Below are 19,699 nucleotides of genomic sequence, written 5' to 3'. Positions count from 1 at the left end.
TTCTGATTAGTTCTGGCTGTCACGATCTACTTCCTGCAGGGTTCCTCCTTTGATTTCTTCATCCAGCATGCGGTACGCCTCAGACTGGGATGCGAAGCCTTTGCTCTGAATTGCCTGAGCCGTTACCTTCAGCTGGTAGTTGCCCACCTTCTGCATCTGTGTCTGGTTCCAGTCTGTCGGAATTACAACATTCGTAAACAAGGTAGACTCTTCCCCAATGTTCAAAATTCCGTCTCCCTTTTCTCCCATATAGTTAAAAACAAGACTGGATGCAGTGGATCGTGAAGTGTCCTTTCCCCATAAAGGATTTACCATAGGATAGGACGCCAGCTGTGCAAGACTGTAGCCCGGGATACGATCCTGGACAAGTCCGGTTCCATAGCCTTCTTTCTTATCATAACTTCCGTTAAATGTTTTATCGAAATAAATAGTTTTGTAAATAAGATTGAGGGTCTGATTGTCTGTAACAGGGCTTCCCTGGCTGTTGAGAATATCCACTGTCATCCGTACATAACAGGGCTCGTCCCCATTTTTGTCCGAGGTGATATTTTTCACGGTAGGATTCTTATATACGGTGTATCCCGGATACATGTTCTTTCCATCGTTGTCTTCCGGATCCCAGCCAGGCTCTTTCAGCCCAATGTCCAGATCTCCTGTTGTAAACACGTTAGTCTGTACTGCGTTCTCAGTAAAATATGCCATTGTATTTCCAATTCCAAATAACATGGCACATGAAATTGCTCCTGCAAACAAAATATTTCTTTTCCCTCTGCTGATTCTCATTCTTGCTTTTCCTTTCTATGCTTCAAAATCAAACAGTCCCGCTTCATAGGCATTTTTCGGATTGTCCAGTCCAAAATACTCTTCTCCTGCCATCTGCTGGAGAACCTGTCCCGAAATTTTAATATCTACTCCGCCGATTTCGCGGATCCACTCCTGTTTCCGGTTATTTACACTTTTATCAACCTGCACCTTTGTAAACAAAGGGATGGTGGTTTCTTTTCTTCCTGCTATATTTCTTTTCAGGACCTCTGAATAGTAAAAACACTGTACGGCATCGCTTTTCGTCTGCCCGGCAAAACGGATCCAGTTTCCCTTTGTCCTGTCATCACTGTCATAATCAATGGCATAGACCTGAACTGCTTTTTCCATATCCCGGGGACTTAAAAGTGTTCCCCTTTTACTTTTATCCGGACAGTTCTCAGAATAAACAAATTGACATTTCAAAGCCACCAACTCATTCATATCCAGTTCCGATGTGTTTGTGATCTGAGGATCCTTGGAAATTACACTTCCAGGAACTGTGAGAAGCGCGCTTTCTGCCTTCCAGGATGGCTCTGTAAGTACCGCATCCAGTCCTTTTTCTCCGGCAAACACCAGCTGATTGGCAATCTGCCCACTATCATTCATATACGCCAATGTGCCGGCTGCACCTGCGCTTAAGCAAAGGACTGATAGCACAAGGGCGATTCCTTTCTTTTTTTTCATAAGAACCTCCTTACATTTCCCCAAAGGCATCTTCCGGTGAAGAAAACCCTTCTGCCTGTACAGACTCTTCATACACCAGAATATCAAAAGGTACCATTTCTTCTTTTTTTACTGTATTATTTATAACAATATTATCAAAAACCGTTTCTGTTCTTTCTCCTGGAAGTAATTTTTTCTGATAATAGTAATATTCATCTTTTCCTGTTTTCCAATTGCTGTTTATAAGCAGCGGCTCACATTGTGCCTGTGCTTCTCCACTGCTAAATGTAACTTTTACCCTGATATACACCGGAATGGAAGAATCATTGACGATGCAGGGCTTTTTCTTAATAACCTGTCCTGGCTGCGGATCCTGCGGAGGGTCAAATTCTTCTTCAATGTGGGTACTGTTTTCTACTGCTTTTATCTGATTTACCCTTTCCTTTCGGTCAATCAGGTAGGCATATGCCATAGAGCCGGTTATTCCCACAGTGAGACAGCATACAAGTGCAAATATCATCCATTTTTTTCTCATGGACCTGACACAGCAGGTTCCTCCCTGCTGCCTCCTTTCTTCTTAAATTTCAGCAGACATAGCTGCAAAAGGCTACTGTTTTAGGACCAGTGCCTGCAAACATACTCAGCACAATGGAATCACCTCCTTTAAAACTTACAAATTCTTGAATAAAACATTAGTGAATTTCTGATCGAAATGATTTTGAAAAATAGAATGATTAAAATAATGTGATTTATGGAATTGAGAAATATAAAAAAGATTATTTCAATTTTTTACAATTTTAACATTATAGTGATAATTAAATAGTAATTAAATGGATTTTTATAACTGAATTAACATATACAAATAATAGATTAGATTGACACGCCGTTTCCGACGCATTGATTAATTGATATAATATCATATTTTTTCAAAAAGTCAATACAGGAAATCTTAAAGAAAAATAAATTTTAAATCTTCGTCCCCGTAAACTGCCGAAACAGCAGCAATCTCCTGTATTAACCTGTAACATACAGATAACAAAATAATTTTAAGCCCGGCCTGGAGCGTGTTTGAAAAAGGCTTTCTGCAAGATGTGCGTCACAATTTGTGGGAGATTTTGCCCGGATGAGGGCGTCGTAGCGGGCTACGACAACCGAATTCGGGTGAAATATACCCCAAAGCGGGGTGTACAGATTGCGGGAATGATCTTTCAAACACGCTCTAGTACTTCACGGATCTTTGCCCGGATCCTCTGCAATGCATTATCTATGGACTTAGGGGATTTGTTTAAAATCCCTGCAATTTCCACATAGCCCTTTCCCTTCAGGTATAAATCCAGCACCTTATTCTCCATTGGGCTGAGATAATCTGAAATTTTTTTTCTCAGATCCTGTGTATTTTCCTGGTCAATGATAATGGCTTCTGGATTTTCCACACTCAGTTCCCAGATCGGACTGTTCTCATCCTCCTGGTTTAAAGACACATAGGAATTTAAAGGCTGGTGTTTCTGACGATTGGAGTTTTGGATGGCACTGTAAATTTGACGGTCGATACACATTCGGGCAAAGGTGGCAAAGGATGCCTCTTTCTCCAGTTGAAAATCCCGCACTGCCTTAAACAGTCCGATCATTCCCTCCTGGATCAGATCATCCGTATCTCCGCCAATGAGAAACATGGCCCGGGCTTTTTGGCGCACCAGGCCTTTGTATTTCTCCATCAGATAGTCTTCGATAGCAGTTTCTCCATGCCGCAGACGGGCAATCAGTTCTTCATCGCTTATTTCATCGAACTTTCCCATAATTCCTCCGGATCTTATTTCATTCTCTGGCGGACTACCTCATAGGCAAGAATTCCTGCTGCAACAGACGCATTCAGGGAATCAATGTCACCTTTCATTGGAATTGCAGCTACGAAGTCACATTTTTCTTTTACAAGACGGCTGACGCCCTCTCCTTCGTTTCCGATCACAACCCCCATAGGTCCGGTAAGGTTCAGGTTGTACATCAGTTCGCCGCCCATATCTGCGCATACAAACCACATGCCTTCTTTTTTCAGCTCTTCAATGGTCTGTCCCAGATTAGATACCTTGGCAACAGGTGTGTAATTCAGAGCTCCGGCAGAGGTTTTGGCAACGGTGGAGGTTAATCCTACCGCATGTCTTTTGGGAATGATCACACCGTGGGCACCTGCAAGGTTTGCAGTACGGATGATAGCTCCCAGATTATGAGGATCCTCAATATCATCAAGAAGGAATATAAAAGGTGGTTCTCCTTTTTCTTTTGCCTTATTTAAAATATCCTCTACTGTGGAATATTCATAAGCAGCCACCTGCGCGATCACGCCCTGGTGCGCGCCTGTCTCGCTTAACTGATCCAGCCGCTCTTTCTGTACAAAATTTATAATAGTGTCTTTCTTTCTTGCCTCACGGATAATGGTGCGCACTGGTCCGTCCTGACATCTGTCCAGAACAAAAAGCTTGTCCACACATTTTCCTGAGCGGAATGCCTCTAAAACCGCATTCCTTCCTTCAATCTGCTCGCTCATTTACAGCCTCCTGTTTGATTGCTTCTGTACTATCACTGTTTGCCGGCCAAAGCCTGTCCAAAACAGTTTCTGCTATTTTATAAGTTTTCTTCCGGGATTCCTTTTCTCACAAGCTCCACAATCCGGGAATAATCTTCCTTCAGGTACAAATACCCCATCAGTGCCTCAAAACCTGTGGCTCTCCGGTAATCTGCCATTGTAGCGTGCTTGGCCATTGTAGGGGAATGTGCATTTCTTCCCCTTTTGTAAACAGCAAGCTCTTCTTCTGTAAGAACCGGCTCCAGAACTTCCATCATCCTGGACTGTGCCCCTGCTTTCACCAGACTGCTGGCTTTTTTATGCAGCTGGTTCACCGGACAATTGCCTTTTTTTACAAGGATGGTCCGGATCACCAGCTCATAAACGCCATCTCCGATATAAGCCAGTGTCAGCGGAGAATAAGTCCGCAGATCCCGGTCTTTTAACCCAAACAGTTCTTTTAATTCGTTTAAGCCCGTTTCCATTTTACTCCTTCACGTGTATCCTTAAGAATGATTCCTTTCGCAAGAAGTTCGTCACGGATCTCATCTGCTCTTGCAAAATTCCTAGACTTTCTTGCTTCCTGGCGTTCCGCGATCAGATCTTCGATTTCTTTATCCAGGATCTCATCCTTCTTCAGAGCCACAAGTCCAAGTACGTCACACAGCTTCACAAGGATTTCAAGAAGTCCTGCTGCAAAAGCAGAGCTGCTCTCTTCTGTTACATTTGTGTTTGCAAATTTAACCAGCTCAAAGACAGCTGCAAGTGCGTCAGCTGTATTGAAATCATCTTCCATTGCCTCTTCGAATTTCTCCACATAGCCTTTCGCTTCTGTAAGAAGTTTCTGCTCTGCCTCTGTCAGCTGGGCAGCTGCTGCATTCTCCTTACGGTCGTTCAGACGGCCTGCTGCCTCTGTGATTCTCTCCAGGGCATTCTTGGAGGATTCCATAAGATCTGCACTGAAATTCAGCGGACTTCTGTAATGTGCGTTCAGCATGAAGAAACGAAGCACCTGCAGATCATACTGCTCACTGATCTCACGGACAGTACGGAAGTTTCCAAGGGATTTGGACATTTTACGGTTGTCAATGTTCAAAAATGCATTGTGCATCCAGTATCTTGCAAAAATCTTGTCATTGCAGCATTCACTCTGAGCGATCTCATTCTCATGATGTGGGAAAATAAGATCCTCGCCGCCGGCATGAATGTCGATCTCATCTCCAAGGTATTTCTTGGACATTACAGAACACTCAATGTGCCATCCTGGACGGCCATCGCACCATGGTGAGGTCCAATATGGCTCTCCTTCTTTCTTCGGTTTCCAGAGTACGAAATCCAGCGGATCTTCCTTCTGATCCTCACCGGAAACCTGAAGTGCACGGAAGCCGGACTGCAGATCGTCCAGATTTTTGTGGGAAAGCTTGCCATATTCCTTAAATTTTTTCACGCGGAAATAAACAGTTCCATCGGAAGCTGCATAAGCATATCCCTTGTCCATAAGAGTCTGGATCATGCTGATCATGCCGTCAATTTCCTGTGTTGCCTGAGGATGCGTGGTCGCAGGCTTTACATTCATGCCTGCCATATCCTTTTTGCATTCTTCAATATAACGCTGGGAAACTTCCTCTGCGGAAACGCCCTCTTCAATTGCCTTTTTGATAATTTTGTCATCTACGTCTGTAAAGTTGGATACATAGTTTACTTCGTATCCTTTATATTCCAGGTAACGGCGAACTGTGTCAAAAATGATCATTGGACGAGCATTTCCAATGTGGATCAGATTGTATACAGTTGGTCCGCAGACATACATTTTTACCTTTCCCTCTTCAAGGGGTACAAATTCCTCTTTCTGACGGGTAAGCGTATTAAAAATCTTCATGGTATTTCTCCCTCCGGTCCTTAATTTCAGTAAAACTTATAACGCAGCCATTCAGCATATGCTGTAAAAATGCTGAATCGCCACATTATTTCTTGTATAAAAGGCAGACTGCCTGGGAAGCGATTCCTTCTTCTCTTCCGGTAAATCCAAGCTTCTCTTCTGTGGTAGCCTTGATGTTCAGACAATCCGGTTCCATGTGCAGCGCTGCGGCAATGTTCTCCTTCATCTGGGGAATATGGGGTGCCATCTTTGGCTTCTGTGCTATGATCACAGCGTCAATATTTCCTACTCCATATCCTTTTTCCTCCAGAAGAGCGGCTACATGCTCCAGCAGTTTTACGCTGGAAATTCCCTCGTATGCCGGATCCGTATCTGGAAAATGCTGTCCAATATCTCCGAGAGCTGCTGCTCCCAAAAGAGCATCCATGATCGCATGAATCAGTACATCTGCGTCTGAATGTCCCAGCAAACCTTTTTCCCAGGGAATCTTCACACCGCCAAGAATCAGGTCTCTGTTCTCAGTCAGTCTGTGTACGTCATATCCCATTCCAACTCTCATAAGATTTTCCAAATTTTGTCCCTGCCTTTCTTTTTGAAGGGGATTCCTGAACAAAGCAAAAAATCCCCATGCTATCGTTGGGTATTATACATGATTTTGCCATAAAAAGCAATCCACTTGAAGTTGAATATCACAGGTAATTCTATCGCCGCGAAACCGTCACTCTCCTGTCAGAAAGCGCTTCATAACGATCCTAATTAAAGAAAGGCCCTCCGGAATAACCGGAAGGCCTGATTTGTTCGCGTAAATTAAACTTCTGCGATTACCTCAACCTCGCAAAGAACATTCTTTGGAAGAGTCTTAACAGCTACGCAGGAACGTGCTGGTTTGTTTACGAAATATTTCGCATAAACTTCGTTAAACTTCGCAAAGTCACCCATATCTGCAAGGAAGCAGGTAGTCTTAACTGCTTTCTCAAAGCTGCTGCCAGCTTCTTTCAGTACTTCGCCAAGGTTCTTCATAACCTGCTCAGCCTGAGTCTCGATAGTATCTCCGCTGATCTCGCCTGTGGCAGGGTCTACCGGAATCTGTCCGGATGTAAATAATACTCCATTTAAGATCATTGCCTGTGAGTACGGTCCGATTGCTGCCGGTGCCTTATCTGTATAAACTACTTTCATGATGTAAATCTCCTTTCGTGATCTCTTTTGTTATCTTCATGCTATCGCAAAAAATTGTTAGTGTCAAGCAATATTTTTGTATGTTTCACCAGTTCAAATAATAATAGACCAACGCCGAGAGCGTCTGAATATGAGAAACAGCCTCTTCCTCTTTTCCCGCATCTTCTGACATGACACATAAAATATAATCGGTTCTGTCCCCATATACAATCGCAATATCATGCTGGCTCTTGTCATTTTCGCCTGTTTTATTGGCAACCTGGATGGCCTCTTTCAACCCTCCAGGGATCTTCGTCCTTGTGTCCTGGTTCAGAAGCAGGGACAGCATCTGTTCGGAAGCCTCCTGGCTCACACATTCCCTGCGGTAAATCTTCTCCAGCAGCCTGCCGCAGTCCTCCACTGAAGTGGTATTGCTGCTGCCAAGCCCCACCGGATCTGTAGCGGAAGGCGCAAGGGTATGAAGGACCGCAGTCTCTTTATAGCCCTGCCCCCGAAGGTACCGGTTTATGGATCTGGCTCCTGCGTTAAACTGGTTGGAAGCCGTCTGCAGCCGTACCATTTCATTGAAGGATTCATTATCGCTGTAAGTTACCATGTTCTCCATCACACGGTACAATTGATTGCTGACCGCATCGCTTGCCGGATCCGCCTTCAAAAGAGTCCCTTCATTTATCCGGATATCCTCCATATTCTCATAGCTGGCCGCCATTGTAAAAGCCTTGATCAGACTTGCGGAAGACATAGCATGATCGTTAATGGAAAACTGTTTGCCGCTTCCCAGGTCTTTTACATATACGCTCCAGTCTCCTTCCAGATCATCAGTGAAAGCTTCCAGGGCTTTTTTCAGATTTTTGATTCCAGGGCTGGTCAGTTCCTGAATGCGGCCACTTTTCTTTACCGTCAGCCCTTCCGGAGTCGTTCCTTCCCCGGATAGAACTCCCGTCTGCTCATCAAAATAATAATATCCAGAAAAGGTCTTTTTGCCAATTTTCATTTCCTGGATATAATGAATGCCACCCTCCTGACAGACGCGGCCGTTTTCATCCACATAGTAATATCCACTTAATTTCACCGTTTCAACCTGCTCTTCCAGGTTACATATCCTGCCGGTTCCAGACAGCCTTCCCAGATTGTTTACCACATAGATTCCGGCACTCCATCCGGATTCTGTATTTCCATCATCTGTTTTCGGAAGGATATCCTCCGAAACCGTCACCAGTCTGGCTTCACCAGCTTTAAATTTTCCAGTCTCATCATGATAATAATAACCGTTGAATACAGTTCCATCTACCGAAAAGTGATCAAAATAATGAATGGCTGGTGTACAATCCCCGGAACCATCTTCATTCAGGCAATAGAACCCGTCACTTTTCAGCAGGTATTTCCCATTGCTTGCAGGAATTGGCAGTATCTTCGCCTCTTCGGTTACAGAAGAAAGGCTTCCGCCACTCTGCTCCTGCGCATACACCGACAGACTTCCTCCCAAAAGCATTGCAGGATCTGCTATACTTCCTGAAGCTCCCGCTCCCAAAAGTACCGCAAATACGGCTACTATATATTTCCATCTGGTCTTTATACTTTTTTTCATGTTATTCTCCTTTGATAAAGGCAGTATAACTGTTTTCCCTTCAGTATGCAACCAGATTTCCTCACCTTTTCTCAAGGCCTTGCCAAAATTTTTGCAGCTGTTCTTCCACATTTGACAGTGTGCATGACTTCCTGTCATTCCATTCTACCGGGAAAAGGCTGCTGTATTCTCTCTGGCGGAAACGCTCATCCAGAAGCAGGATCACCCCGTGGTCCTCTCTGGTGCGGATCACTCTTCCAGCTGCCTGCAATACCTTATTCATGCCTGGATACCTATAAGCGTAATCAAAGCCATTCTCTCCATTTTCAGTATAAAAGGAGCGAAGGATTTCTCTCTCATTGCCCAGCTGGGGCAGCCCGGTTCCCACTAAGATCGCACCGATCAGTTTCTCTCCAAGCAGGTCGATTCCCTCTGAAAAAATACCACCCATAATACAAAAAGCCACCAAAGCCTCCTGATCCTGTTCAAATTCCTGCAGAAATTCCTCTCTTTCCTTCTCTTTCATGGAACTGTTCTGACAGATGCATCTCACCCAGCTTACAGAAAACGATTCCTCATAAACTGCATAAACCTCTTCCAGCATTCTGTAGGAAGGGAAAAACACCATATAATTCCCCTTCTTCTGCCATACCGTCCTGGCAATATATTCTGCAATCTTGTGATATTCCTCATACCCTCTGCGGCTGTACAGGGAGCTTACATCTCCAGCACTTAGAATACAGCGGTTCTCCTGGGAAAAGGGGGATTCTACATAAATGCCATAGTCGTCCTGCCGACAGCTGAGCAGTTTTCTATAATAACTCATAGGCAGCAAGGTGGCAGAGAAAAAAACTGCGCTGCGGCCCTTCTTTAAATATTCCCCAAGATTCACTGCCGGATTTACACAAAACAATTTTAGCCGGAATCGTCCATCTTCTCCATTCTCTGCGTAGATCACGTAGTTCTCATCCACCAGCTCTGCGATATTCAAAAAATTCCGGATGTCAAAATAGAACTGTCTTACCTCATCTTCCAGTTCTACATCTTTATGTTCCTCCAGAAAGGTATCAAATTCCCCCTGAACTTTCAAAGCGGTCATGGTGATCGAACCAGTTCCTGGCAGGATCCGGTAATTCTCACATTCTTCCTGTAATTCCTTCAGCTGGTTGTTCAGCTTCCCAAGAGAACGGTAAATCCGGGGCGCCCTCTCTTTCATTGCTCTGCGCACCAGAAGCACATCCTCCCGGCACAGGGATGCACTGTACATCTCCCTTCCCCGCTCTGCCAGGTTATGGGCCTCGTCGATCAGGAAAATATAATCACCTCCTGCCCCTTCTCCGAAAAAGCGCTTCAGATGTACGGTGGGATCAAACACATAATTATAGTCACAAATGACAGCATCTATCCACACAGCCAGATCCAGACACATTTCAAAAGGACACACCTGCCACTTCCGGGCCTGCTCCTGGATCGTCTCCCGGTCGTATCTGCTCTTCGTAGTCCACAGTTCATAGACCGCATCATTTACCCGGTCAAAATGTCCTCTGGCGTAAGGGCAATGACCAGGATCGCATTTGGTCTCATCCATGAAACACAGCTTCTCTTTCGCGGTTATGGTCACTACTTTGTACTTCATTCCCTTTTCACGAAGCACTTCAAAGGCTTCCTGGGCAACGGTTCTGGTGATGGTCTTGGCAGTAAGATAAAAGATGGTCTCCCCTTTGCCCTCTCCCACTGCACGAACTGCTGGAAATATGGTGGACATGGTCTTGCCTACCCCTGTAGGGGCCTGAATGAAGATCTGACGGTTTACTCCAATTGCATGGAATACACTGCTGACCATCTTCCGCTGGCCTTCCCGGTAGTAAAATGGAAATTCCAGATTTTCAAGCGACTGGTTCCGCTCTTTTTTCCAGCGCAGCTGATAGCTCAGCCATTTATGATATTCGTCCAGAAGCTTCTGGTACCAGTCCTCCAGTTCCTTCATGGAAATCATTTCCCGGAAGCGCTTTACCACTTCCGTCTCCAGATTGGCGTAGGTCATCTGGATTCCAACCTGTGCCAGCCCTTCCTGGCTGCCATAAATATAGCCGTAACACATGGCCTGGGCCTTATGCACTTTCACAGGCTCTGCCAGCTGCTCCACATTGCCATAGATTCCCTTGATCTCATCGATCCAGACTTCTTCCCCTTCTGTAAAAATTCCGTCTGCACGACCCTCCAGCAGTATCCCAAGATCCTCATAATCCGTTTCCAGTTTCAGGGGAACCTCGGCCCTGTAGGCACTTCCCATCTGCTTCTGAAGCTTCCTGTGCAGCCTGCTGCCCTTTAACATGGCCTCTTTATCCATGGTACCTCTGCTGCTGTCAAGGTCTCCGCCCTGCAGGATAAATTCCACCAGATTTCGTACTGATATTCGTGTTACCGGATTCTCCAATTCCATCTTACCGCCTTTTCCACTACAATTTATAATAATTCCAGTATAACACGAATTCTCGTTTCCTGCCTATCCTTTCATGGAAAACTCCGGCATATTGTTCCGGAAACGGAGCGGCAGCATCTGCTTCTGAAGCTTCTCATTGTGTCTTGCCTCAATGGACACACTGTCACAAAACGCCCTCCAAAGCTCTTCATATTCTCCTCGGTCCCCCATGGCATTCCTTGGGATCTGAAGCCGCACCTCTCTTTTTATGACACATTCTGTCCCCTTTCCGTGGCACAGTGCCTTCTGTCGGCCTTCATCATAGATCACCCAGTTTTCGTTTGGGAAACGATTGGAAAAATGAGGGGCAAGAAGGGGCAGAATATCATTCTCCGGCTGGATCTGGGCAAGCAGGAACATTCCGCTGATCTCCCGAAAGCGGATAAAGCCAAAATAGTGATGATATTCCCGCTTCACCCGGAGGGCCAGCTTCACCACCTCATTCACATAGGGATCTGCTAATGCTTCCATAACTTTTGTCTCGCATCTTCCATGGCCCAGTGCCCGGTGAAGTACATAATAAATCGCAGTTCCCCTGTCCGGATCTGCGCCTGCAGCTGCCAGGCAGATCTGCTCATAGGCTTCACTTCCAAGCTTCATCAGGATCGTCCGCATGACCTTGCCCGACTTGCTTCTGTCCGTATCAATCTCCCGGTAAGTGGTAAACAATTCCATATTGGTAGGAAAACTGGTCTGCACCGACACCTTCACTCCTCCCAGACATTCCTTCCAGCCATCATAAACAGCCGAAAAAATACCTTCCAGGGAATCCTCACAGACTAAAATTCTTTTCTCCTGGGTCATATGATCAGCTCCTTTCCTGTGAAATCTGCCGCTGGATTTACCTGGTATACTCTTTTTGCACCCATCTCTTCTCCAAATAAAGACAACTGCCTGAATGCAGTCTTATCTCCCCTAAGTTTCTCTTCGTCCAGAAGATTGCGGACAATATAATTCTCCTCCAACCGGGTATTGTACATCATTTTGCCATTGCAGGTGATAAAATACAAAGCCCTCTTTAAAACCACTCCCATTCTCTTTAAGTCCTGAAAATCCAGGGAGTGGGTCCTGCGTGCTCCTACAATTCGCCTGGCCGAGGTATAACCAATCCCCGGTACCCGAAGAAGCTCATAATAATCTGCCCGGTTGATCTCCACAGGGAAAAATTCCAGATGGGATACAGCCCAGTCTGCCTTTGGATCCAGAAGCAGATTAAAATCCGGATGCTTCTCAGACAAAAGCTCTGAGGCCCGAAATCCATAAAACCGCATCAGCCAGTCAGCCTGATAAAGCCGATGCTCCCGAAGAAGGGGCGGACCAGACAAGGGCATGGGAAGATCCTTATCTTCATTCACTGCAACAAAAGCAGAATAAAATACTCTTTTCAAGGAAAATTTCTTATAAAGAGATTCTGCTACAGATACGATCTGATAATCACTCTCGCCTAAGGCTCCAATGATCATCTGGGTACTCTGCCCAGCTGGCACAAACCTTGGCGCATGGCGGTACAAAACCAGCTCTTCTTTATTCTGGTCTCTCTGCTGCTGGATCTGCTTCATGGGACCAAGAATGGTCTTCCGGCTCTTATGGGGTGCCAGCTTCTTAAGCCCTTCTGCAGTAGGAAGCTCCAGATTCACACTCATACGGTCCGCCAGATATCCAGCCTGGGCGATCAGCTCCGGCGACGCCCCAGGAATGGCCTTCAAATGAATATACCCCTGAAAATGATATTTATGGCGGAGCAGCCTCACTGTACCAAGCAGTTCTTCCATGGTGCGATCCGGACTGCCCTTCACTCCCGAGCTCAAAAAGAGACCTTCTATATAGTTTCTTCTGTAAAATTCCATTGTCAGATGGCACACCTCCTCCGGAGTAAAGCTGGTACGCACCACATCATTAGACGCCCGGTTCACACAGTACTTGCAGTCAAATACGCACTCATTGGTGTAAAGGATCTTCAAAAGGCTGATACACCTGCCATCCTGTGCAAAGCTGTGGCAGATCCCGGCGGCAATGCTGTTCCCCATGCCGCTGCCGTCTCCCTTTCTGTCCACACCGCTGGAAGTACATGCCACATCATATTTCGCCGCGTCTGATAAAATCTCCAGTTTCCGCTTCAAAGTCATTGATTCCTGAATTATCATCCCATTCACAAAGCTCCCTTTTTATATTATCTGTTTGCTCGATTTCTCCATTTCGAAAGCAAGAACATTTGTTCTGTTTTTCTCTTATTTTAGAACATGTGTTCTGTTTTGTCAATATCATAAAACGGGACGAAAAATTTTCCATAAAAGTAATTCCTTTCCCAATCTTCCCGATCTTTTCCCGGTAAATTTTTCACACAAAAAGAGCCACAAACCAGAAGCAGGTCTGGAGCATAAAAATGCCCCTAACTTCTGATTTATGGCTCTTTCTTTCCTTTTTATAAACTCCCGGTGTCAAAAAATCTTTGACGCTCCCGGCCTTTAAATCTGTGTCAGCACAAAAATATCGTAAATTGCTTTCACAGCATTTTCAAAATCACGGTTCTCCACGCCGATGATGATATTCAGCTCACTGGAGCCCTGGTCGATCATCTTCACGTTTACATTGGCATGGGCAAGTGCGGAGAAAATCCTTCCAGCAGTACCACGGGTGGACTTCATTCCACGGCCTACAACTGCGATCAGCGCAAGATCAGATTCCATCTCCACGAAATCTGGCTGAACCAGACGGTGGATTCCGGCGATCACCTGTTGCTCTTTCTCCTCAAATTCGTCCTGATGAACATAGACTGTCATGGTATCAATACCAGATGGAACATGCTCAAAGCTGATTCCTTGGTCTTCAAATACCTGGAGAACTTTTCTGCCAAAACCGATCTCGCTGTTCATCATGGATTTCTCAATGTTGATGGAACAGAAGCCCTTCTTTCCGGCAATACCGGTGATGGTATATTTCGGCTTGCGGCAGGTGCTCTCTACAATGAAGGTTCCCTTGTCTTCCGGACGGTTGGTATTGCGGATATTGATGGGGATTCCCTCTTTTCTTACCGGGAAAATGGCATCCTCATGAAGAACAGTAGCTCCCATGTAGGAAAGCTCACGAAGCTCACGGTAGGTAATGGTCTCGATCACAGCCGGATCCTTGACGATTCTTGGATCTGTTACAAGGAAACCGGATACATCTGTCCAGTTCTCGTACATATCTGCTTTGATCGCTTTTGCAACCAGAGAACCGGTCACATCAGAACCGCCTCTGGAAAAAGTGGTAACCGTTCCATCATCCTTAGCACCATAAAAGCCTGGAACAACTGCATTCTCACACTTGGAAAGTCTCTTGTTCAAAAGCTTGTCTGTCTTCTCCGGATCCAGATTGCCGTTTTTGTCAAAACGGATCACATCCGCTGCATCTACAAACTCATAGCCAAGATAAGCAGCCATTACCTTACCGTTCAGATATTCTCCACGGGAAGCAGCGTAATCTCTGCCGATCTGAGCCTTAAAATTCTCTTTGATCACCTGGAAATCCTCTTCCATGGAAAAATCAAGGCCAAGTCCTTTGATGATCTCATAATAACGGGATTTGATCTCTTCTAAGATTTTCTCAAAATCTCCATCATTTCCAGCTGCGTCATAACAGCTGTACAGAAGGTCTGTTACTTTGGTATCCCCGTCAAAGCGCTTACCAGGTGCGGAAGGAACCACAAAACGTCTGCTCTCCTCACTTCTGATAATCTCTCCGACTTTCTCGAACTGCTCCGCATTCGCAAGGGAGCTTCCTCCAAACTTTACTACTTTTTTCATAATCCTTGTGCTCCTCAAAAAACTTTTCTTCCATTTTATGAGAAAAACCGACTTTTTGCAAGGGTTTTTTCGATTTAATCTGTGAAAGTGTTTATATCCAGCACTTTCAGCTTTTCCCCGTCCACCTTAAAATGGACATCCCACCTGCCAAAAGACATTCCATACTTCCGCTCCGGGTCTTGCTGATAGCCTGGTCTTGGGTCATCTGCAAGAACCGCCAGAAGGGCTTCTCTTTTTTCCACTGGGATCTTCTCCAGATATTCTGCCGGGAACTCCACTTCCAGCTTGTGATCCTGGATCCGGTCTGTGAAACCGCCTGCTGCCTCAGGATGGCTGTCCACATAAGCCAGATAAGGCTTGACATCATAAATCGGCGTTCCATCCATAAGATCTGCCCCGGAAACATGAAGCACCGGACCATCCTTCTCCGTAAATTCCACTCCCTCCAGCTTCACGCTGGAAAGACCGATTGGATTGGGGCGAAAAGGAGATCTTGTTGCAAAAACTCCCTTGCGCACATTTCCCCCAAGCCTTGGCGGACGCACTGTAGGAGACCACTCCTTCCGAACTGCCTGGGAAAACTCCCAGATCAGCCAGATATGGGTATATTCCTCCAGTCCCCGAAAGGCTTCCTGGTTGCGGTATTCTGGTTCAAAGATAATATCCGCCTTTAGTTCCTGTATCCTGCCGCTCTGGTGGGGGATTCCAAATTTCGTTGGAAAATCACTTTTTATATGAGCGATTACTTTCATTTCCATTCTCGTTGCACCTTTATTCCTCTATGCCGCCGTTTACCCTGTAAACAGCAGCTGATCTATTGCTCTATATGTTCTCTTATAAACTCACAGATATCCTCTGCCGCTGCCTTATTCATATTTTTCCGCTGGTTTTCCCGCATCTGCTCTGCAGCCTCCTGATCATAGAGAAGCCGGATTCCAGCCTGCACCTGCCCTTTCACCGTTCTGGCAGAAGTGCTCATGCCAAGTCTTCCAAAAAACTTGCGGTTGGCCGTCTCGCACCCTGGGATGGGATCTGTATGGACCATGGGAATTTCGGCCACAGCCCCTTCCGTAGAGGTCAGTCCTCCAGGTTTGGTAAAAAGCACATCACAGGCTTTCATATAAAGAGTCATCTGATTGGTAAAGCCCAGGATCCTCATTCTTGGCTCTGCTCCAAAGGCTTTTTTCAGCTGATTCTCCATCTTCGTATTACTTCCGCACACGATCACCAGTTCTTCCTCTTTGGTTGCTTTTAACAGAGCGTCCACCATTTTTTTCATGTCTCCGGCGCCCATGCTGCCGCCAGCCGCCAGAATATATTTCTTCTCAGGTGCAAGGCCAAGCTTTTCTCTTGCTTCCTTCTGGGAAATCTCACGCCTGCAGATCCTGGACACCGGGATTCCAAGAGGAACCAGCTTTTCCCTGGGGACGCCTCTTTTCACGCAGGGCTTTATCAGACTTTCATGAGGGGCGATATAATAGTCCACATCCGTCTCCTCCCAGAAGGGAATACAGGTATAGTCCGTCATCACCGCCACGGTAAGAGGCAGCTTCATCCCTTTTCTCTTCATATAGGTGATGGTCTCCGCAGGATAAAGATGTGGCATGACCAGCACATCCACAGGATTCTCTGTAAGATACTGGTTCAGATACTTGGCCATGCGGCCATTCACATAATACACCGGGGACTTTCTTGTCAGCCGGCTTACCAGCATTCCCAGCTTGTATACCAGCCCGAAAAGCTTCGGCGTCTTTTTGACGATCTGCACATACCCGTCGCCCACCAGCCTGGATATGCCTTCTCCAGCCAGCGTCAGGTAATCCATCACATAAGCCTCATCCCCCTGCCAGGTCATGGCTTCTGCAATGGCTCGCCCTGCGGAATTGTGTCCGCCGCCGGTATTGCAGGACAAGATCAATGCCTTCATTGAGTTCTCCATTTCTTTCCATCTGCGTCCTCTGCAGCCTGCGCAGATTCCACATGCTTATACACAACGACCAAGGAAATGATCAGAATCCCCAGCCTTACAGCCCCTTCCCAGCCTGGGAAAAAGGAGGTCACACAGAAACATCCGAAAGTGAGCACACTTCTTTTCAAGTGGGATTTCACCGGAACCACAAGGGAAAAGAAAATATAAAATCCAGCCAGCACAAGAGCCGGCGTCCACCATGGAAAAAGTCCAAGAAGCACGCCGAAGCTTACGGCAATTCCCTTCCCGCCTTTTCCCTTATGGAAAATGGAAAAAGCATGTCCCAGTACCGGTGCTGCCAGCACCCCGGCAAAAAGCAGGGAATCCCTGCCTGCCCGCATAGAGCAAAAATACACTGGCAGAAATCCCTTCAAAAGCTCCAGAAGAAGGACCAGGACTCCACATCCCACTCCTCCAAACAGGAAGGCATTGAAGGTTCCTGGATTTCCATCCTCAGACACTTCCCTGATATCAATATGTTTCCAGATTCTTGGAACTTCGTAGGCAAACAGGATGCTGCCAAGAAGAAATCCGCTTATCATATAAAACAAATATATTTTTTCCACTCTCATTTATGACCGCCGCTTTTTTCCTCTTCCTTGATCTCCCAGTGAAGCAGGAAGGTAAGTGCCGCACGAAGGGCTATGATCCCTGCTACAATTCCGATTTCTTTCCATTCCCGTACCACTACCGTACGAAGGATCTCACTTCCCATTTTAAATTCCAGGCCCATGGCAAGCCCTCTTGCCAGGTAAACACCGGTATCGCTGGCGTGCTTCAGCCATTTGAGAAATCCGGTAATACCACTCCAGATAATAATGGCAACTCCGATAAATTCAAAGATCACAATTGCAAATCCGGCAATATTTTCCAAAACCCATTCCATGGTCCCGGTTATGGTATTCATCATAAGCCACCTCTTTCCAGCCAGGTCACAACCTCTGTGTGGTCTGTAAAACAGAACATTTCCACAGGCTGAATCTCTTTTACTTTATAATTCTTCTTCGTCAGGTAAAGAAGATCTCTTGCCAGGGTTTCCGGATTGCAGGAAATATACACAATTTTCTTCGGAGCCAGCCGGATCACGGAGTTTAAAAATTTCTCGCTGCTGCCTGAACGGGGAGGATCCATAAATACCACATCCGCTTTCTCCCCGGCAGCGGCCATAGCCTCCATAAATTCTCCTGCATCGCCCTGGCGGAAGGAAATATTGACCACCTTATTCTCCCTGGCATTGATCCTGGCATCGCGGACTGCATCTTTATTCAGTTCCACACCGATCACTTCTTTTGCCTTGCCAGCTGCCACAAGGCCGATGGTTCCAATTCCACAGTATGCATCTATCACCTTCTCCTTCCCTGTAAGCCCGGCAAATTCCACTGCTTTTCCGTAAAGGATCTCTGTCTGCACCGGATTTACCTGGTAAAAGGATTTTGGTGAAATGCGGAAGGACTTTCCACAAAGGGTATCACGGATAAAGCCTTTTCCGTAAAGTACGATTTCCCGCTCCCCAAGAACCATACTGGTATTTTTGTCGTTAATGTTCAATACCACCGTACTGATCTCTGGATAAGCCTTGCGCAGTGCCTTCACAAAGTTATTTTTAGATGGAAAAATAGGGGAAGCCACTACAAGGACCACCATAACTTCACCGGATGTAAAGCCACGGCGTACCAGCACATGGCGGAGAAGCCCGTAGCCGGTATCCTCATCATAGGTCTTGATCTTGAAGGATTTCAGCATTCCCCGGATCGTCCGGATGATCTCCTGGCTTTTCTCATCCTCGATCAGACACTGGTCGATAGGCACTACCCTGTGGGAACCAGCCTCATAAATTCCTGAGATAATATTGCCTTTTTTGTCTCTGTCAAATACGGCATGAACCTTATTCCGGTAAAAATAAGGATCCTTCATACCGATCACCGGTTTCACATTTCCAAATTTCTTCAAAAGTCCCTGCACCTGATTGTGTTTCTTCTTAAGCTGCGCAGGATAGGGCACTCCCTGATACTGGCAGCCCCCGCATTTTTTCGCATATGGACAGGCCTTCTGTGTATTTCTTTTCTCCTCCATAAATTCTCCCTCAAACTTCCTCTATTTATCTTCTGATAAGAAAATTATCCCCGAAACATATGGGAATGTCAATCTTATACTGCATTTTTTCTATTTCCCCAATAGGATACCAGTTTCATGGCACAAAGGGCACTTAACCAGCCCACCAGGGCACCTGCCAGGACATCTGTGGGATAATGGACCCCCACATAAAGCCTTGACAACGCGATCAGCACAGCTAGAATAAGAGCTGCTTTTCCCGGCTTTCCCGGATACATCTTATCATATACCACTGCACAGGAAAAGGAAGCACAGGTATGACCGGAAGGGAAAGAATAGTCTTTTAGCTTCGCCACAAGGAGCACCAGACCTTCCACTGCGTCATACGGACGGATCCTTGCAACTGCGGTTTTCAGCACCAGATTTGTCACAATAGAACCAATCACCAGGGCCAGGGCAGCGGTAAAGCCTGCTTTTCGTGTTTTCTTTGGGAATAGCAGCACGATGGCAAGCACAATCCAGAACCAGCCTCCATCCCCCAGAAAGGTAATCCCCTTCCAGAACCAGTTAAACATATCATTTCTTAAATACTGCTGGATAAAAAGCAGTATCTGTGCATCCATATTATGGATCCATTCCAGAATTCCCATTCATTTTCCTCACTTTCTATTTCATAATAAGAACAACCCCTGAGAGCTGCGACGTCTCATAGCGAGACGCAACACATTCTGCGAGTTTTATTCGGCTCGTCTGCCCACG

21 protein-coding genes and 1 pseudogene are annotated in these 19,699 nt (G+C 46.0%); 1 reads left to right on the top strand and 21 read right to left on the bottom strand.

Annotated elements, in window-relative coordinates:
* Positions 1-6: 6 nt before the first annotated feature.
* The 4 genes and pseudogenes from ACTQ50_RS10025 to ACTQ50_RS10010 form a co-directional block, all read right to left on the bottom strand.
* Positions 7-783, bottom strand: coding sequence for a SipW-dependent-type signal peptide-containing protein (locus ACTQ50_RS10025; protein WP_441484070.1), 777 nt, complete (start codon positions 781-783; stop codon positions 7-9).
* Between the two features lie 15 nt (positions 784-798).
* Positions 799-1,488: a hypothetical protein gene (locus ACTQ50_RS10020; protein WP_441484069.1), complete on the bottom strand. Its 690-nt coding sequence runs from the start codon at positions 1,486-1,488 to the stop codon at positions 799-801.
* A 10-nt stretch (positions 1,489-1,498) separates the two neighbouring features.
* Positions 1,499-1,987 (bottom strand): hypothetical protein, encoded by a 489-nt coding sequence (locus ACTQ50_RS10015; RefSeq protein WP_441484068.1) that lies wholly within the window; start codon positions 1,985-1,987, stop codon positions 1,499-1,501.
* A 494-nt stretch (positions 1,988-2,481) separates the two neighbouring features.
* Positions 2,482-2,619 (bottom strand): annotated as a pseudogene (locus ACTQ50_RS10010) (DUF6783 domain-containing protein); the annotation flags it as partial.
* Between ACTQ50_RS10010 and ACTQ50_RS10005 the strand changes: the two are divergent.
* Positions 2,557-2,778 (top strand): DUF6783 domain-containing protein, encoded by a 222-nt coding sequence (locus ACTQ50_RS10005; RefSeq protein WP_441484108.1) that lies wholly within the window; start codon positions 2,557-2,559, stop codon positions 2,776-2,778. The pseudogene ACTQ50_RS10010 and the gene ACTQ50_RS10005 overlap by 63 nt on opposite strands.
* Here the strand turns inward: ACTQ50_RS10005 and sigH are convergent.
* The 17 genes from sigH to ACTQ50_RS09920 all read right to left on the bottom strand — a co-directional run bounded on the left by sigH (position 2,676) and on the right by ACTQ50_RS09920 (position 19,590).
* The gene (sigH, locus tag ACTQ50_RS10000) at positions 2,676-3,263 is read right to left on the bottom strand and encodes an RNA polymerase sporulation sigma factor SigH (RefSeq protein ID WP_441484067.1); all 588 of its coding nucleotides are present in this window, start codon (positions 3,261-3,263) and stop codon (positions 2,676-2,678) included. The two genes, ACTQ50_RS10005 and sigH, sit on opposite strands and share 103 nt — an antisense overlap.
* 14 nt (positions 3,264-3,277) lie before the next feature.
* Positions 3,278-4,009, bottom strand: coding sequence for a 23S rRNA (guanosine(2251)-2'-O)-methyltransferase RlmB (rlmB, locus tag ACTQ50_RS09995; protein ID WP_441484066.1), 732 nt, complete (start codon positions 4,007-4,009; stop codon positions 3,278-3,280).
* A gap of 77 nt (positions 4,010-4,086) precedes the next feature.
* Positions 4,087-4,512 (bottom strand): Mini-ribonuclease 3, encoded by a 426-nt coding sequence (locus ACTQ50_RS09990; RefSeq protein WP_441484065.1) that lies wholly within the window; start codon positions 4,510-4,512, stop codon positions 4,087-4,089.
* Entirely contained in the window at positions 4,497-5,906 is a 1,410-nt protein-coding gene (cysS, locus tag ACTQ50_RS09985) for a cysteine--tRNA ligase (protein WP_441484064.1), read from the bottom strand. The genes ACTQ50_RS09990 and cysS overlap by 16 nt, the downstream gene beginning before the upstream one ends.
* 85 nt (positions 5,907-5,991) lie before the next feature.
* Complete coding sequence (gene ispF, locus ACTQ50_RS09980; RefSeq protein ID WP_441484107.1) at positions 5,992-6,465, bottom strand: 2-C-methyl-D-erythritol 2,4-cyclodiphosphate synthase; 474 nt, start codon at positions 6,463-6,465, stop codon at positions 5,992-5,994.
* Between the two features lie 248 nt (positions 6,466-6,713).
* Entirely contained in the window at positions 6,714-7,085 is a 372-nt protein-coding gene (locus ACTQ50_RS09975; protein WP_226820429.1) for a RidA family protein, read from the bottom strand.
* 85 nt (positions 7,086-7,170) lie between these two features.
* Positions 7,171-8,673: a serine hydrolase gene (locus tag ACTQ50_RS09970; RefSeq protein WP_441484063.1), complete on the bottom strand. Its 1,503-nt coding sequence runs from the start codon at positions 8,671-8,673 to the stop codon at positions 7,171-7,173.
* A 61-nt stretch (positions 8,674-8,734) separates the two neighbouring features.
* Positions 8,735-11,095, bottom strand: coding sequence for an ATP-dependent DNA helicase (locus tag ACTQ50_RS09965; RefSeq protein WP_441484062.1), 2,361 nt, complete (start codon positions 11,093-11,095; stop codon positions 8,735-8,737).
* A 63-nt stretch (positions 11,096-11,158) separates the two neighbouring features.
* The gene (locus tag ACTQ50_RS09960; protein ID WP_441484061.1) at positions 11,159-11,938 is read right to left on the bottom strand and encodes a TIGR03915 family putative DNA repair protein; all 780 of its coding nucleotides are present in this window, start codon (positions 11,936-11,938) and stop codon (positions 11,159-11,161) included.
* On the bottom strand, positions 11,935-13,278 hold the full coding sequence (locus tag ACTQ50_RS09955) for a putative DNA modification/repair radical SAM protein (protein WP_441484060.1): 1,344 nt from the start codon (positions 13,276-13,278) through the stop codon (positions 11,935-11,937). The genes ACTQ50_RS09960 and ACTQ50_RS09955 overlap by 4 nt, the downstream gene beginning before the upstream one ends.
* 321 nt (positions 13,279-13,599) lie before the next feature.
* The gene (locus ACTQ50_RS09950; RefSeq protein WP_441484059.1) at positions 13,600-14,919 is read right to left on the bottom strand and encodes an aspartate kinase; all 1,320 of its coding nucleotides are present in this window, start codon (positions 14,917-14,919) and stop codon (positions 13,600-13,602) included.
* A gap of 74 nt (positions 14,920-14,993) precedes the next feature.
* Entirely contained in the window at positions 14,994-15,677 is a 684-nt protein-coding gene (gene tsaA / locus ACTQ50_RS09945; protein WP_441484058.1) for a tRNA (N6-threonylcarbamoyladenosine(37)-N6)-methyltransferase TrmO, read from the bottom strand.
* 56 nt (positions 15,678-15,733) lie between these two features.
* The gene (locus tag ACTQ50_RS09940; protein ID WP_441484057.1) at positions 15,734-16,846 is read right to left on the bottom strand and encodes an MGDG synthase family glycosyltransferase; all 1,113 of its coding nucleotides are present in this window, start codon (positions 16,844-16,846) and stop codon (positions 15,734-15,736) included.
* The gene (locus ACTQ50_RS09935) at positions 16,843-17,460 is read right to left on the bottom strand and encodes a glycerol-3-phosphate acyltransferase (protein WP_441484056.1); all 618 of its coding nucleotides are present in this window, start codon (positions 17,458-17,460) and stop codon (positions 16,843-16,845) included. Before ACTQ50_RS09935 ends, ACTQ50_RS09940 begins: the two co-directional genes overlap by 4 nt.
* Positions 17,457-17,798 carry a DUF1622 domain-containing protein gene (locus tag ACTQ50_RS09930; RefSeq protein WP_441484055.1) on the bottom strand — a complete coding sequence of 114 codons (342 nt, stop codon included), beginning with the start codon at positions 17,796-17,798 and terminating at the stop codon, positions 17,457-17,459. The genes ACTQ50_RS09935 and ACTQ50_RS09930 overlap by 4 nt, the downstream gene beginning before the upstream one ends.
* Complete coding sequence (gene rlmD, locus ACTQ50_RS09925; RefSeq protein WP_441484054.1) at positions 17,795-18,961, bottom strand: 23S rRNA (uracil(1939)-C(5))-methyltransferase RlmD; 1,167 nt, start codon at positions 18,959-18,961, stop codon at positions 17,795-17,797. Before rlmD ends, ACTQ50_RS09930 begins: the two co-directional genes overlap by 4 nt.
* A gap of 74 nt (positions 18,962-19,035) precedes the next feature.
* A complete protein-coding gene (locus ACTQ50_RS09920; RefSeq protein ID WP_441484053.1) occupies positions 19,036-19,590 on the bottom strand; it encodes a phosphatase PAP2 family protein in 555 nt (184 codons plus the stop codon).
* Positions 19,591-19,699: the final 109 nt, after the last annotated feature.

The sequence above is a fragment of the Blautia sp. Sow4_E7 genome, assembly GCF_052116245.1.
In the GTDB taxonomy this organism is placed as follows: Bacteria; Bacillota; Clostridia; order Lachnospirales; family Lachnospiraceae; genus Blautia_A.
This window is presented reverse-complemented; position numbering and strand designations above follow the sequence as displayed.

Coding starts and splice junctions, on each gene's coding strand:
- ACTQ50_RS09940 (WP_441484057.1), bottom strand. CDS start 16,846: ATGAAGGCATTGATCTTGTCCTGCAATACCGGCGGCGGACACAATTCC.
- ACTQ50_RS10025 (WP_441484070.1), bottom strand. CDS start 783: ATGAGAATCAGCAGAGGGAAAAGAAATATTTTGTTTGCAGGAGCAATT.
- ACTQ50_RS10005 (WP_441484108.1), top strand. CDS start 2,557: ATGTGCGTCACAATTTGTGGGAGATTTTGCCCGGATGAGGGCGTCGTA.
- ACTQ50_RS09930 (WP_441484055.1), bottom strand. CDS start 17,798: ATGATGAATACCATAACCGGGACCATGGAATGGGTTTTGGAAAATATT.
- ACTQ50_RS10020 (WP_441484069.1), bottom strand. CDS start 1,488: ATGAAAAAAAAGAAAGGAATCGCCCTTGTGCTATCAGTCCTTTGCTTA.
- ACTQ50_RS09965 (WP_441484062.1), bottom strand. CDS start 11,095: ATGGAATTGGAGAATCCGGTAACACGAATATCAGTACGAAATCTGGTG.
- sigH (WP_441484067.1), bottom strand. CDS start 3,263: ATGGGAAAGTTCGATGAAATAAGCGATGAAGAACTGATTGCCCGTCTG.
- ACTQ50_RS09935 (WP_441484056.1), bottom strand. CDS start 17,460: ATGAGAGTGGAAAAAATATATTTGTTTTATATGATAAGCGGATTTCTT.
- ACTQ50_RS10015 (WP_441484068.1), bottom strand. CDS start 1,987: ATGATATTTGCACTTGTATGCTGTCTCACTGTGGGAATAACCGGCTCT.
- cysS (WP_441484064.1), bottom strand. CDS start 5,906: ATGAAGATTTTTAATACGCTTACCCGTCAGAAAGAGGAATTTGTACCC.
- ACTQ50_RS09975 (WP_226820429.1), bottom strand. CDS start 7,085: ATGAAAGTAGTTTATACAGATAAGGCACCGGCAGCAATCGGACCGTAC.
- ACTQ50_RS09920 (WP_441484053.1), bottom strand. CDS start 19,590: ATGGGAATTCTGGAATGGATCCATAATATGGATGCACAGATACTGCTT.
- ACTQ50_RS09950 (WP_441484059.1), bottom strand. CDS start 14,919: ATGAAAAAAGTAGTAAAGTTTGGAGGAAGCTCCCTTGCGAATGCGGAG.
- rlmD (WP_441484054.1), bottom strand. CDS start 18,961: ATGGAGGAGAAAAGAAATACACAGAAGGCCTGTCCATATGCGAAAAAA.
- ispF (WP_441484107.1), bottom strand. CDS start 6,465: ATGAGAGTTGGAATGGGATATGACGTACACAGACTGACTGAGAACAGA.
- rlmB (WP_441484066.1), bottom strand. CDS start 4,009: ATGAGCGAGCAGATTGAAGGAAGGAATGCGGTTTTAGAGGCATTCCGC.
- tsaA (WP_441484058.1), bottom strand. CDS start 15,677: ATGGAAATGAAAGTAATCGCTCATATAAAAAGTGATTTTCCAACGAAA.
- ACTQ50_RS09990 (WP_441484065.1), bottom strand. CDS start 4,512: ATGGAAACGGGCTTAAACGAATTAAAAGAACTGTTTGGGTTAAAAGAC.
- ACTQ50_RS09955 (WP_441484060.1), bottom strand. CDS start 13,278: ATGATAATTCAGGAATCAATGACTTTGAAGCGGAAACTGGAGATTTTA.
- ACTQ50_RS09970 (WP_441484063.1), bottom strand. CDS start 8,673: ATGAAAAAAAGTATAAAGACCAGATGGAAATATATAGTAGCCGTATTT.
- ACTQ50_RS09960 (WP_441484061.1), bottom strand. CDS start 11,938: ATGACCCAGGAGAAAAGAATTTTAGTCTGTGAGGATTCCCTGGAAGGT.